The sequence below is a fragment of the Stutzerimonas sp. CXK-1 genome, from assembly GCF_057738225.1.
Window position 1 is genome coordinate 3623896 of the sequence record NZ_CM173217.1, and the last position, 12466, is coordinate 3636361.

General features: G+C 62.9%; 12 protein-coding genes. 5 read left to right on the forward strand and 7 right to left on the reverse strand.

The window, feature by feature from the left end; translation table 11 throughout:
- Positions 1 to 13: 13 nt before the first annotated feature.
- The 4 genes from AC0KXH_RS17315 to AC0KXH_RS17330 are packed head-to-tail and all read left to right on the forward strand — an operon-like array spanning position 14 to position 3316.
- Positions 14 to 346 carry a DMT family transporter gene (locus tag AC0KXH_RS17315; protein WP_041108185.1) on the forward strand — a complete coding sequence of 111 codons (333 nt, stop codon included), beginning with the start codon at positions 14 to 16 and terminating at the stop codon, positions 344 to 346.
- Positions 347 to 403: 57 nt separating this feature from the next.
- Positions 404 to 1576: an NAD(P)/FAD-dependent oxidoreductase gene (locus AC0KXH_RS17320; RefSeq protein WP_041108187.1), complete on the forward strand. Its 1173-nt coding sequence runs from the start codon at positions 404 to 406 to the stop codon at positions 1574 to 1576.
- A gap of 2 nt (positions 1577 to 1578) precedes the next feature.
- Complete coding sequence (locus tag AC0KXH_RS17325) at positions 1579 to 2391, forward strand: aldo/keto reductase (protein WP_041108189.1); 813 nt, start codon at positions 1579 to 1581, stop codon at positions 2389 to 2391.
- A gap of 37 nt (positions 2392 to 2428) precedes the next feature.
- A complete protein-coding gene (locus AC0KXH_RS17330) occupies positions 2429 to 3316 on the forward strand; it encodes a metal ABC transporter ATPase (protein WP_488223768.1) in 888 nt (295 codons plus the stop codon).
- Positions 3317 to 3331: 15 nt separating this feature from the next.
- Here the strand turns inward: AC0KXH_RS17330 and hldE are convergent, their stop codons facing one another.
- The 4 genes from hldE to msbA all read right to left on the reverse strand — a co-directional run bounded on the left by hldE (position 3332) and on the right by msbA (position 8930).
- A complete protein-coding gene (gene hldE / locus AC0KXH_RS17335) occupies positions 3332 to 4753 on the reverse strand; it encodes a bifunctional D-glycero-beta-D-manno-heptose-7-phosphate kinase/D-glycero-beta-D-manno-heptose 1-phosphate adenylyltransferase HldE (protein ID WP_041108193.1) in 1422 nt (473 codons plus the stop codon).
- A gap of 63 nt (positions 4754 to 4816) precedes the next feature.
- On the reverse strand, positions 4817 to 6211 hold the full coding sequence (locus AC0KXH_RS17340) for a PIG-L deacetylase family protein (protein ID WP_488223769.1): 1395 nt from the start codon (positions 6209 to 6211) through the stop codon (positions 4817 to 4819).
- A 2-nt stretch (positions 6212 to 6213) separates the two neighbouring features.
- Complete coding sequence (locus tag AC0KXH_RS17345; protein ID WP_488223770.1) at positions 6214 to 7110, reverse strand: GNAT family N-acetyltransferase; 897 nt, start codon at positions 7108 to 7110, stop codon at positions 6214 to 6216.
- Complete coding sequence (msbA, locus tag AC0KXH_RS17350) at positions 7110 to 8930, reverse strand: lipid A export permease/ATP-binding protein MsbA (protein WP_395764049.1); 1821 nt, start codon at positions 8928 to 8930, stop codon at positions 7110 to 7112. Before msbA ends, AC0KXH_RS17345 begins: the two co-directional genes overlap by 1 nt.
- Before the next feature lie 34 nt (positions 8931 to 8964).
- Between msbA and AC0KXH_RS17355 the strand changes: the two genes are divergently transcribed.
- A complete protein-coding gene (locus tag AC0KXH_RS17355; protein ID WP_488223771.1) occupies positions 8965 to 9564 on the forward strand; it encodes a phosphotransferase in 600 nt (199 codons plus the stop codon).
- 19 nt (positions 9565 to 9583) lie between these two features.
- Here AC0KXH_RS17355 and AC0KXH_RS17360 read toward each other — a convergent pair whose 3' ends face one another.
- From AC0KXH_RS17360 to AC0KXH_RS17370, 3 genes are read right to left on the reverse strand one after another with little or no spacing between them, the layout of a single operon-like run.
- Positions 9584 to 10135, reverse strand: a complete 552-nt coding sequence (locus tag AC0KXH_RS17360; protein ID WP_488223772.1) for an LbetaH domain-containing protein — start codon at positions 10133 to 10135, stop codon at positions 9584 to 9586.
- Positions 10136 to 10152: 17 nt separating this feature from the next.
- Complete coding sequence (locus AC0KXH_RS17365) at positions 10153 to 11346, reverse strand: O-antigen ligase family protein (RefSeq protein WP_488223773.1); 1194 nt, start codon at positions 11344 to 11346, stop codon at positions 10153 to 10155.
- Positions 11347 to 11348: 2 nt separating this feature from the next.
- On the reverse strand, positions 11349 to 12461 hold the full coding sequence (locus AC0KXH_RS17370) for a capsular polysaccharide export protein, LipB/KpsS family (protein WP_488223774.1): 1113 nt from the start codon (positions 12459 to 12461) through the stop codon (positions 11349 to 11351).
- Between the last annotated feature and the right edge of the window lie 5 nt (positions 12462 to 12466).

A 12466-nucleotide genomic window follows, 5' to 3' on the forward strand; every position in this document is an offset into this window, starting at 1 on the left:
ACAGGATTGCGTCATGTCCGGCTACCTCTACCTGGCTATCGCCATCTGCGCCGAAGTTGTCGCCACCACCTCGATGAAAGCTCTGGCTGGCTTCAGCCGCCCTCTGCCCTTGCTGCTGGTGGTCACCGGCTACGGCCTGTCGTTCTGGATGCTTGCCCTGGTGGTTCGCACCATCCCGGTGGGCATCGCCTATGCCATCTGGGCCGGGCTCGGCATCGTACTGGTCAGCATCGCGGCGGCGATCCTCTATCGCCAGCACCTGGACCTGCCGGCCGTGCTGGGCATGGCGCTGATCATCGCCGGCGTGGTGGTCATCCAGTTGTTCTCCGGCAGCACCGGCCACTAAGCTGCTGGCGGACTGCAGTTATACTGCGCGACCGTTTCCTCCAGATGAGGTCTGCACATGCCCGAATCCCTCAGCACCGACGTCCTGATCGTTGGCGGCGGCGTCGCCGGCCTCTGGCTCAACGCACGCCTGCGCCGGCAGGGCTTTGCGACGCTGCTGGTCGACAAGGGAACGCTGGGCGGCGGGCAGAGCGTGAAATCCCAGGGCATCATTCACGGCGGCACCAAGTACGCATTGCACGGAGCGCTGACCGGCGCCTCGGAAGCCATTGCCGATATGCCGCGGCGCTGGCGCGAAGCGCTCGATGGCACCGGCGAGCTGGACCTCTCCGGCGTGCGCCTGCTGTCCGACGCGCATTACCTGTGGTCGCCAGGCACCCTGGCCGGCAACCTCACCAGCTTCTTCGCCAGCAAGGCCGTGCGCTCGCGGGTCGGCCAGGTCAAGGGGGACGAGCTGCCGCCTGCGCTGCAGCATCCGCGCTTCAAGGGCAAGGTCTACCGCCTTGCCGAGCTGGTTCTCGACGTGCCCAGCCTGATCGCTCGCCTGGCCGAACTCGCCGGGCCCAGCCTGCTGGCTGCCGAGCGGATCGAACCGCTGCGCGAGGGCGACGAACTGGTCGGTCTGCGAGTCGATGGCCGTGACATCCGCGCGCAGCGCATCGTCTTCAGCGCCGGCGGCGGCACGGCCGAGCTGCTCGGCGCGCTCGGCCTGCAGCAACCGGCGATGCAGCGCCGGCCGCTGCACATGGTGCTGGTCAAGGCGCCGACCCTCAAGCCGCTCTATGCCCACTGCCTGGGCGGCGGGCCGAAGCCGCGCATCACCGTCACCAGCCATCCCACCGAGGACGGTCAGTGGCTGTGGTACCTGGGCGGCGAACTTGCCGAAGCCGCGGGCGTTGCACGCGACGAGGCGAGCCAGATCGCCGTGGCGAAGAAGGAGCTCGCCGAGCTGGTGCCCTGGCTCGACCTCTCCGAGGCGCAGTGGGCGACCCTGCGCATCGACCGCGCGGAACCGGCGCAATCCAGCCAGGCGCGACCGGACAACGCCTTTCTCGCCGAACAGGGTCGCCTGCTGGTGGGCTGGCCGACCAAGCTCGCCCTCTCGCCGGACTTCGCCGATCGCGTCGAGGCGGCGCTGGCCCGTGACGGCATCCGCCCCGCCGCGCATGCCGCACTGCCGGCCCTGCCCCGTCCGCCGATCACCGGGCCGTTCTGGGAGGGCTTGCTGTGACGATACCAAGCCTGCATGGGCTGCTCCGGCCGCTGGGCAGCACCGGCCTGCTGGTATCGCCACTCGGCCTCGGCACCGTCAAGCTCGGCCGCGATCAGGGCGTGAAGTACCCCAGCGGCTTCCGCATTCCGGACGATACCGAGGCGGCCGCGCTGCTCGACCAGGCCCGGGCGCTCGGCATCAACCTGATCGACACCGCACCGGCCTATGGTCGCAGCGAGGAGCGTCTCGGCCCGCTGCTCGCCGGGCAGCGTGACGCCTGGGTCATCGTCAGCAAGGTCGGTGAAGAATTCGAGGATGGTCAGTCCCGCTTCGATTTTTCCCCCGCCCATACGCGACGCTCGGTAGAGCGCAGCCTGCAACGCCTGCAGACCGATCGCCTGGAGCTGGTACTGGTGCATTCCGATGGCCACGACGTCGAGGTTCTGCGCGACAGCGGCGTCTACGAGACCCTTGCCGAACTCAAGCGCGAGGGCAAGATTCTCGCCTTCGGCCTGTCCGGCAAAACGGTCGAGGGTGGCCTGCTCGCCTTGGCTGCCGGCGACTGCGCCATGGTCACCTACAACCTCAACGAGCAAAGCGAGCGTCCGGTACTGGACTATGCTGCGGCGCACGGCAAGGGCATTCTGATCAAGAAGGCGCTGGCCAGCGGGCATGCCTGCCTGGCACCGGGCGAAGACCCGGTGCGCAAGAGTTTCGAGCTGATTTTCGGCCACCCTGGCACGACCAGCGCCATCATCGGCACGATCAATCCCGTGCACCTGGCACATAACGTCCGCACCGCCGCCGCGGTGCTGGCTCAAAGCAAGAACTGACGCCGCCTTGCGGCCGCCCGCGACGAGGTAATCGCCGATGCCGCAGACCCTGGTCCGCAAGAACCCCACCACCTTCAAGACGCTGCCACTGTTCGTCGAAGCCGGCCCCGAAGGGCTGAGCTACCAGAGCATCGGCCGGGCGCTCAATTTCAGCGAAGTGCTGCAGCGCAGGCGCCCGATCGAAATTGCCGATCCGCTGCATTTTGCCGGCGAACTGGCCAACCTCGGCGTGTCGGTGCGCCTGACGCTGCGCTGGCAGGGCCAGGCGTTCTGGGTGCTGGTGCGGCAACGGCGCGAGGACCGCGGCGACGTGGTCCTCAAGCTGATTTCGGGCTACGTACCGGCACACGAGGTGAATCTGCCGCTGCTGACTGCCGTGCAGGAGATCGCCGAGGAATGCCTGCTGGAGACGCCGTCCGGCTGGCTCGCCGGGCGCTTCGCCGATACCTGGCTGCCGACCCCCTACGATATGGCGCTGGACTACCTCGACAGCGAGCATTTTCGGCTCGCCCCGCTCACGGGCGCCGCGCGCCCGGTGCGCTGCGGCAATCAGCCGCTGGTGGAGAGGCCGCGCGCCTATGTGCACCTGCCGACCGCTTCGCTGCAGCTGGTCTACGACATGTGCCTGGACATCCCCGACAGCGCCGCGCAGCTGAGCCTCTACCATGTCGACGAACGCCTCGAGGAGGGACAGCTGGTCGCCCGCCTGGATCGCCAGCAACCGGACCTCTATCTGCTGCCGCTGCAGCAGGGGCAGCCGCAGCGGCGCTTGCTGCAGCTGCAAGGCGGCCAGCTGCTGCCGGTCGACACGCGCGAACTCTGGCTTTCGGAAAGTTTCGCCAGACCGGACGGCTGGCTGGTGCGCGAAGAGCGGATTCGCTGGGAAGACTGGTGGGCCGCCAAGCCCGTCGACGCGACGGCCTGACGACCCGGTGCGGCCTCAAGCCTTGCGGATCTTGTCGACGATAGCGGTGGTCGAGCTGTTCTCGACCAGGCCGAGCACGCGCACTTCGCCGCCATAGGCCTTGACGAGTTCGGCACCGACTACCTGGTCGACGCCATAGTCACCACCTTTGACCAGCACATCGGGGCGGACCTGGCCGAGCAGCCGCTCCGGGGTGTCTTCGGCGAAACAGACCACCCAGTCCACCGCGCCGAGACCGGCCAGCACCGCCATGCGCCGATCCACCGAGTTGATCGGCCGACCGGGGCCCTTGAGCCGGCTCACCGAGGCGTCGTCGTTGACTGCCACGACCAGCCGGTCGCCCTGCGCGCGCGCCTGCTCGAGGTAGGTCACATGGCCGGCATGCAGAATGTCGAAGCAACCGTTGGTGAACACGATCTTCTCGCCTTGCGCGCGCGCGTCCTCGACCGCCGTCAGCAGCTGTTCGACGCTCATCACGCCGCGCTCGGAGCCTTCCTCGCGCTGCACGGCGCGGCGCAGCTCCGGTGCGCTGATGCAGGCGGTCCCCAGCTTGCCGACGACGATGCCAGCGGCCAGGTTCGACAGCGCGACGGCGCGCGGCAACGCCTCACCGGCGGCCAGCGCGGCCGCCAGGGTGGAGATGACGGTGTCGCCGGCGCCGGTGACATCGAATACCTCGCGGGCACGCGCCGGCAGGTGCAGCGGCGAATGCTCGGGGCGCAGCAGGGTCATGCCATGTTCGCCACGGGTCACCAGCAGCGCGCCGAGGTCGAGCTCGCGCATCAGCGCGCCACCCCTGGCCACCAACTCGGCCTCGTCGGCGCAGGGGCCGACGATCGCCTCGAACTCGCCAAGGTTGGGGGTGATCAGCGAGGCCCCCCGATAGATCTCGAAGTCCTTGCCCTTGGGGTCGGCCAGCACCGGGATGTTGCGCTTGCGCGCGGCCTGGATCAGCGCCTGGTGATTCTTCAGCGCACCCTTGCCGTAGTCGGAGAGCACCAGCACCTTCACGCCGTCGAGCAGTGTCTCGACTTCGGCCAGGATCGCCGCCGCGTCGGTCTCGAAGGGCTCCTCGAAATCCATGCGCAGCAGTTGCTGGTGACGGCTCATGACCCGCAGCTTGACGATGGTCGGCTGATGTTCGATGCGCTGGAAATGCGCCTGCACGCCGGCCGCCGCCAGGCTATCGGCCAGGCTCTGCCGCGCCTCGTCCTCGCCCGTCACGCCGACCAGCGCCACCGGGGCACCGAGGGCCGCGATGTTCAACGCCACGTTGGCTGCGCCGCCTGGGCGATCCTCGATCTGCTCGACCTTGACCACCGGCACCGGCGCCTCCGGTGAAATCCGCGAGGTCGCGCCATGCCAGTAACGATCGAGCATGACGTCCCCCACCACCAGAACGGGGGCTTGGTCGAAACGGGGCATGGACAACTTCATGAAGGGCTCCGGCGGGCAGGAAAAAACGGCGGGATCATAGCACGCGACCGAGCGGCGACCCGGCTACAGGTCGCGCACCCAGAACAGCTCATGCCGGCGCACGCCCTTGCGGAAGAATTCGTCATCGCCGGTCGCGGGCCAGCGACGGCCAGCCAGCACATGCTGGATCAGGCGACGCAGCCGCTTCTTGAAGGGTAGCGGCCCCTGCAGATCATGCTGCATCGCCAGGGCCATGGCCTTGTCCAGCCGCGCCGCGGAGTCCAGCGTCGGGCTCCACAGGCGGTCGGCCGGCAGCGCCTCGATGGCCGGAGGCAGGGCGACCCCGCCTTCGGCCGGCCCCATCGGCCAGCGGTCGTTGTCATGCAGATGATTGGCGTAGAGCAGCAAGGTCTCGGGCATCCACTCGCCCTCCTCGATCGCCTGGCAGACGGCCTGGGTTGCCGCGACATGATCGACGTGCGGGTCGAGCTCGGGGTGCGGTGTGATGACCACTTCCGGGCGGAAGTGGGCCAGCAGCGTTCGCAGGTCAGCCTGCAGGTTCCGCCAGGTCGGCTGGCCGTCCTCGTCGCCGGGCAGGCGCAAGGGATTGGCTTGGCGCACGCTGCGGATGTCGGTCTCGCCCGATTCTCGCGAACCGATGGCGCGCTCCGGCTCGGCCGCCATGGCCGGCAACTGCAGGCAGTAGTAGCCAAGCTGCACGCAGCGCTGCTGCGCCACGCCGCCCCAAAGCGGTACAGCCAGGCTGTCCCAGCTGCGCAGGCGGCCCTTGAGGCGTGCCGCAGCCGCCGCATCGAGCCCGAGACGACGGTACCGACCGGCCTCGATCTCCCCTTGGGTCAGGGTAACGATCGCCACCTCGCTGGCCCTGCTGTAGAGCCCGAACGCCGCCAGTTCGGCATCATCGGCGTGCGGCGCGACGATCAGCAGCCGACGTGCGGCATAGTCCGGGTTGGTCATCGCATGCAGGATCACCTCGGGCTCGATGCGGCAATGACGAGTGCCGATGCGCAGGCTACCGTCGCGCAGGGCCTGCTGCTGGCCGGACAGGTTCAGGTAGCGCCGGCCGCGCACGCCGCGCTCGAAGTCCTGGCGATCGTCGCCGACCAGCACGTAAGGGTCACGCAGACGCCCGAGCCAGCTCGAGCGCAACCGCACCTCCAGCACCAGGGTATCGGCCTCGGGCAGCGCCTCGCTCAACCGCAGGCGGCCCTGCTCGATCCGGCCGGAGAGCTGCGGGGTGCCCGCGGGAAACGCATAGCGATAATCATCGCAGGGCCGATAGAACAGGTGGTCGGCAAACCAGGCTTCGTGCGCGACCCAGAGCAGCACCAGCAGCACGGGCACCAACCAGACGCTGACCGCCACCCCGACCACCAGCAGCCCCGCGAGTGCGGCCAGCAAGGTGATGCGCTTGTTGCGCCGATGCTGCCTGAGCAGTTGCTGTTTGCGTGACACCATGCTTACACCTGATAGACCGGCACGCGGTTGCACCAGCGGTCCTTGTATTCGCGATCGGCACGACCGAAGGAATAGCGCAAGGGCTTGCCCAAGGCCCGCGCCTCGGCCCAGGCCTCTTGCGTATTGACGAAGCTGAGCACGCTGCCGGGGCTGAAATCGCGCTGCCCCGGATCGACGCCACCGTTGATGTACTCGATCGAAACCCAGTTCGGCGACTCGACGCGGTAAAGGATCTGAATGGCGATCGGCTGATCCTCGAGCAATACCACCGAGCCCACCATGAATTCACGCAGCAGCTCGAAAACCCTTTCCAGATGCCCCTTGCCGGGCGCCTCGAAGTTCCAGCGGCGCTGAAACAGATCGGCATAGATGCTCGCCTGCTCGGCAGGGCTGAACGCCTGCATCGGCCGCAGCACGCCGCCGACCTCCTCCAGCAGGCGCTGCTCGCGGCGCTGGTTGTAGCGGAACTTCTTGGAGTATTCCTCTGGCTCCCGGGCCAGGGCGAGGCCTTCGGGCTGCTCGCGCAGTGCGGCGATGCGCCCGACGTTGAGCGAAGACACATAGCGCAGGCGCTGGCGCACCGGCACGCAGGCCGTGTCCGCGATCGGCAGAATGACTTCGGCATTGCCCAGATCGAACAGCCCGCGCTTGCCGCTCTTTTTCAGCACATCCTTGGCCAGCGCCAGATGCCGGCCCCAGCAGGGCACGGCAGCCACCAGCTCGCCGCCCTGCTCCCAGCCCAGATAACGCACCGGAATACCGGCCAGAGCGGCCAACCGTTCGATGACGTCCGGATGGGTGGCCACACTGCCGCCAAAGCGCTGCCAGATGGAACGGTAGGTCGGCGCATCGATCACCTGCCAGCCGCGCTCGCGCCAGCTCCGCAGAAACCCAAGCATCACACGCCAGTCTCCGCCACGGGTGGCTCGTCCTTGAACTGGGTGGCATGCAAGCGCGCATAGGCGCCGTTGGCCGCCAGCAACTCGGCATGACTACCACGTTCGACGATGCGGCCCTGCTCCATCACCAGGATCAGATCGGCTTTCTCGATGGTCGACAGCCGGTGCGCGATCACCAGCGTGGTCCGGCCTTTCATGACCTCATCGAGCGCCGCCTGGATATGCCGCTCGGACTCGGTATCGAGCGCCGAGGTCGCCTCGTCGAGGATCAGCACCGGTGCGTTCTTCAGCAGCGCGCGCGCAATCGCCAAGCGCTGGCGCTGGCCGCCCGAGAGCAACACGCCGTTCTCGCCGACGAGCGTGTCGTAACCCTGCGGCATCTGTTCGATGAACTCGTCGGCATAGGCCGCACGCGCGGCCTCGCGAATGTCCTCGAGCGGCGCGCCAGCGAGGTCGCCATAGGCGATGTTGTTGGCCACCGTATCGTTGAACAGGGTTACCTGCTGCGTCACCAGCGCAATGTGCCGGCGCAGGTTGCGCAGCGTGTAGGTCTCGACGTCCTCGCCATCGAGCAGGATTTGCCCGGCCTCGTGGTGGTAGAAGCGAGGGATCAGGTTCGCCAGTGTTGACTTGCCACTGCCCGAACGCCCGACCAGCGCCACCATTTGCCCCGGTTCGGCGGTAAAGCTGATGCCCTTGAGCACCTGCTTGTCGGTCTGCGGATAGACGAAGCTCAGATCCCGCACCTCCAGACGGCCGCTGACCCGCTCGCGCTCGAGCGTGCCCGTATCGACCTCGGGGACCTCGTCGAGCTGCTCGAAAATGCTCTCGGCTCCGGCGACCCCCTTCTGAATGGTGGAGCTGACCTCCGATAGCTGGCGAATCGGCTTGGGCAAGAGGCCCGCCAGCGTGATGTAGGCCACCAGATCGCCCGCCGAGGCATCGCCGCGCAGCAGCAGCACCAGGAACATCAGCATGGCCATGGCGCTGTAGATCACCAATTGCAGCGACGGCGTGTAGACCGCGTTGGTCTTGACCATGCGCAATTGCTTGGCCGTGTTCTCACTGCTGGCGGCAAGAAAACGGCTCTGCTCGTAGGTTTCCCCGCCGAAGCTGCGCACCACCCGATAACCCTGGATCGTCTCGGAAGCGACATGCGTGACGTCGCCCATGGCCGTCTGGATCTTCTTGCTCTGCTTGCGAAACTTGCGGCTCGCGCTGGAGACCATCACCCCGATCACCGGCAGGATCGCGACCATCACCAGAGTCAGCTTCCAGTTCATCCACAGCAGCGTGGCGAACAGGAAGATCACCGTCATGCCCTCGCGCACCACGACCTTGATCGCATCGGTCGCCGCCCCCGTGACCATCGTCACGTTGTAGGTAATGCGCGAAATCAGGTGACCGGAGTTGTGGCTGTCGAAGTAACGATTGGGCAATGTCAGCAGGTTGTTGAACAGCGCGACGCGCAGATCATGCACCAATCCCAGCGATACCTTCGCCAGGAAGAAATTGCCGAGGAACGATCCGACCCCCTGCAACAGCGCGATCAGGATGATCAGCAGTGGCACCGCCTGCAGCAGCTTCAGCTCAGCCAGCCACTGCACCTCCTGCAGATGCGGAACGCGGGCGAACAGACTGGCGTCCGGATTGTTCAGCCCGTCGACAAAGAACTTCAGCATGTAGCCGAGCATCGGCTGGGTGGAGGCGAAAAGCAGAAAGCCAAGCAGGCTCATCGCGAACAGCCCCCAGTAAGGGACCACATAGCGCAGCAACCGCAAATAGACCTTCACGCTCGATTGCTGGGTAGAATTGGCCATTCGGCAGCCCCATACGACTGGCTAGAGGAACAAGATGCGGATTGTAACAGCGCAGGAGTTGGAAAACTGGCTGGCGGAAGGCAAGGTACTCGAAAGGGACGCGCGGGGTCCCAAAGTTCTGGCGTTGGAAGACGGAAGCTTTCTAAAGATCTTCCATACTCGCCGACACCCTTTTCTGGCTCGCCTTTTCCCCTCGGCACAGCGGTTCGCCAGAAATCTTGCCGTGCTTCACGACGCTGGCTTCAGTGCTCCTGAAATTCTGGAAACGTTCTGGCTTGACAAGCACGCAGGCCTGAGCGGCTGCCTATATCAACCTCTGCCTGGTGTCTCGATAGAAACCCTCTTTCGCGCCGAACCGGAACGAATCGATCAGCACTTGCCTGATTTAGCCGCGTTCATCAAAAGACTGCATAGCAAAGGCATCTATTTCCGGTCATTGCACATCGGCAATATCATCCTGCTCCCGAACGGTTCATTTGGCCTGATCGACGTCCTTGACTTGCACAAGAAGCGTAGACCTCTAAACGAAAGCCTCACAAGACGAAACTTTTGTCACTTACGCAATCATCTAAAAAGAAAAAAGCTTGAGCAGTTCCCCTTTGAACAGCTTCTCAAGCTTTATAGGAGCGCTTAGCGAAAAGACAAGAAGCCGATCATGCGCCGGGCAGGTCAACCACAGCATCACAACCGAAACGCTCTAGAACCCTCTTGTTTACGTAGGTGCCGGGGCAGGAAATATCCTTGTTCACCAAGGTCATCGCGCCGATTACCACATTATCGGCAATGGAAATAACATCGCCGATGACACATGAATTAACGCAAAGACTGACATTATCCCCAATAACTATCGACTTCTCCCCCGCGCCACCTTTTATTCCAACTGTACACCCTTGCCAAACCTTGAAATTCCTACCAATTTTAGAATAGGCGCTAATTACGATACCTGAGGTATGGGCAATCCATAAGCCTTCACCAACCGCTGCACCAAGCATGATCTCTACGTTGTACTTCCGGCTAATTCGCTCGTTCAGCATCTTGGCGCGCCGTTTCAAGAAACGGCCACCGTCTGCGTGAAGCACATAGGCGACGCGAAACCAGAACAAATAAGCATAGCGATTGCTTCTTTTGCATTTTTGCCTGATACGACGCCACGAAAACCGTTCTTGTTCGCCGCCCAATATTTCCAGGCACCAGTATCGCTTCATGCTATTCAACATCGACATCATTGAACCTCGGACCTCGTGCGCCCCGCTCCTGCGCACATGAGGATTGCCACCGGCAGCCAAAACACAATCCAGTACACTCCAGGGCGCAGAAAAATCACATAAAAGTTTGCAACGGAAACAACGATAACGAACACCATCAGCGCCAGGCCGAGCGAGGCGGAATTTTCCTCGGAACGATAGCGCCACCCGCCTACCAGAAGCGCAGCCATCAAACCAAGAAGCAATACCAGGCCGGGAAATCCGTACTCGTAGAATATCTGCAGATAAAGGCTGTGGGCCTGATTGAAACAGCGCTTAATTCCCTCGATGCAGATATTCGGATCGGCTCCGGCGCCAGCTCCCCACAACCAGAAGCTATCGATCTTCGACCACCACTGCCAGAATATTTGGTCTCTATAACTTGCGTCTATCCCACCCGCTTTCCCAAGAAAAAACAGCCCGAGAACGGCCAGAGGAATAACGACACACAGCAACACGCGAAACTGTCGCGCAGAAAGCGACACTGCAAGTAAAGTCATAACCGCAGCCAAGAGACCAAGCCAGACTCCCCGCGAGTAGGTGAAATAGCAATATGCCGATGCACCGATAAATGCAACCACGGACAAAAGCCTGGCTCCACCCTTTTCGCGCAGCGACAAAAAAAGCGCCACAATCGCAACCACTCCGAAGTACAAGGCGGACACGATAGGATTTTCGAAATCTGCCATTTCATGACCAGACCAGGAATCCAGCCTGAAGGTCCTGAAGCCGAACCCTCGATCGTCGATGAGCAGCGCCTGGATCAGACTGAGCCATGCAAAAATGCCTGCAGTAACGACTACAGCCATAAGCAGGAACCGCCAGAGATTTCTGCTTTGCATGACCAGGCCGATAGCAAGCACATAGAGCCCCACGTAAAGAAGCAACCGCAGCCATCGCCAGGGCGTGCCTACACTCCCCTCGTTGAATACGGCAACGAAGGTCACCCATGCACACAGGGTCACCAACAGGCCAAACGCTTTCTTATTGAACGGCGGCCATACTGACCTAAAGAAAACGAGCGCGATAAGTGCGGGCGCGAACAGCATTATGTTAGTGATGGTAGCGTAACGACTACCATCAGAAATAAAACAAAGCCCGGCCAACTGCAGGTACAACCCAATCGCAAGCATCAGCCGTACAAAAATCATCCCTTTTACCGCCGATTCCATACTTACTCCACCAAACTCTTGATTCGTTTAACGACGGCCGCATAATGTTCTTGCTTAGCCTCTTGCCAACGACCCGGCACGCAATACTCATCACGCAGGTAGCTGATGAACGCCTGCCGCAGCTCCTCGCTTACCCCCCAAGACGGCAGCGTTTCCAGCAAAGCGAGACCTTCCTCGGCACTTCGCGCACTGGCCGCAATACCCTCGATCGCATAGAAAGCCTCCCCCAATACCAGCACGGGTTTTGCCAAGAGAATGCTTTCAAGGCCTACCGTCGAGTTGATCGTAACGACGCAATCGGCGTTTTCGATCAGCTCCTGTGTGGAGTTGCCGTTGGCGAAGATAACCTTGTCTGAAGCCCGCGTGACAAGGTCGGGGTATTTCACACGGCTCGACGGATGCTCCTTCAGAACCACCACCCTTCCGCTGCGCTGCGCCACCAACTGGGCAAAGGAGAACAGCTCGCGCATGTCGCTTATCCAAGGCGAGAACAGCCTGATCTGCGTATCCCAGTCGTCTTGAAACGGGATGAAGATATAACTGCCCGGCAGCTCGACAGACTGGCTTTGACGCTTTGCTTGCCGCGGTACCAGGGTTACCGCTTGGACACCGCGAAGTCGATCGGGGTGTCGCCTTGCATAGCTTCGATAGAACTCAGGATCTCTAGGTACAGAGTTGCGATAATTCACACCACGTGGATCGAGGGTTGTGGTACCCGGAAGCAGACCATTCTCGAAATATAGTTTCAGCACGCGCGCCTCGCACATGCTCGTAAAGAGCGCACAATAGCGGTGGCTGCCATTCCACACTGCCACCGCATCAGGCCGTTCCTTGCGCAGTAGACGTCCGAAACGGAGCGCCATTACCAGCAACTCCAACCTAAGCAGAAGCCGATATACAGCACCGCGATAACGCCCTTTCTTCGCCCGCTCGGCACACTTCTCCCGTACCAGTCGACTCCACTCCACCTGATAGAACGCCCGTCGCAGATCGAAGATCGATGGGAAGGGCAATGTCGCAGGCGTGACAACCGTTCCGGTCAACTCGGACTGCTCAAGAACGGCGCTGAAGTACTTAATCTGGTGCTTAGCCAAGCCGAGAAAAAAAACTTTCATAAATT

Coding starts and splice junctions, on each gene's coding strand:
- AC0KXH_RS17330 (WP_488223768.1), top strand. CDS start 2,429: ATGCCGCAGACCCTGGTCCGCAAGAACCCCACCACCTTCAAGACGCTG.
- AC0KXH_RS17365 (WP_488223773.1), bottom strand. CDS start 11,346: ATGGAATCGGCGGTAAAAGGGATGATTTTTGTACGGCTGATGCTTGCG.
- AC0KXH_RS17355 (WP_488223771.1), top strand. CDS start 8,965: ATGCGGATTGTAACAGCGCAGGAGTTGGAAAACTGGCTGGCGGAAGGC.
- AC0KXH_RS17345 (WP_488223770.1), bottom strand. CDS start 7,110: ATGCTTGGGTTTCTGCGGAGCTGGCGCGAGCGCGGCTGGCAGGTGATC.
- hldE (WP_041108193.1), bottom strand. CDS start 4,753: ATGAAGTTGTCCATGCCCCGTTTCGACCAAGCCCCCGTTCTGGTGGTG.
- AC0KXH_RS17315 (WP_041108185.1), top strand. CDS start 14: ATGTCCGGCTACCTCTACCTGGCTATCGCCATCTGCGCCGAAGTTGTC.
- AC0KXH_RS17360 (WP_488223772.1), bottom strand. CDS start 10,135: ATGAAGCGATACTGGTGCCTGGAAATATTGGGCGGCGAACAAGAACGG.
- AC0KXH_RS17320 (WP_041108187.1), top strand. CDS start 404: ATGCCCGAATCCCTCAGCACCGACGTCCTGATCGTTGGCGGCGGCGTC.
- msbA (WP_395764049.1), bottom strand. CDS start 8,930: ATGGCCAATTCTACCCAGCAATCGAGCGTGAAGGTCTATTTGCGGTTG.
- AC0KXH_RS17340 (WP_488223769.1), bottom strand. CDS start 6,211: ATGGTGTCACGCAAACAGCAACTGCTCAGGCAGCATCGGCGCAACAAG.
- AC0KXH_RS17370 (WP_488223774.1), bottom strand. CDS start 12,461: ATGAAAGTTTTTTTTCTCGGCTTGGCTAAGCACCAGATTAAGTACTTC.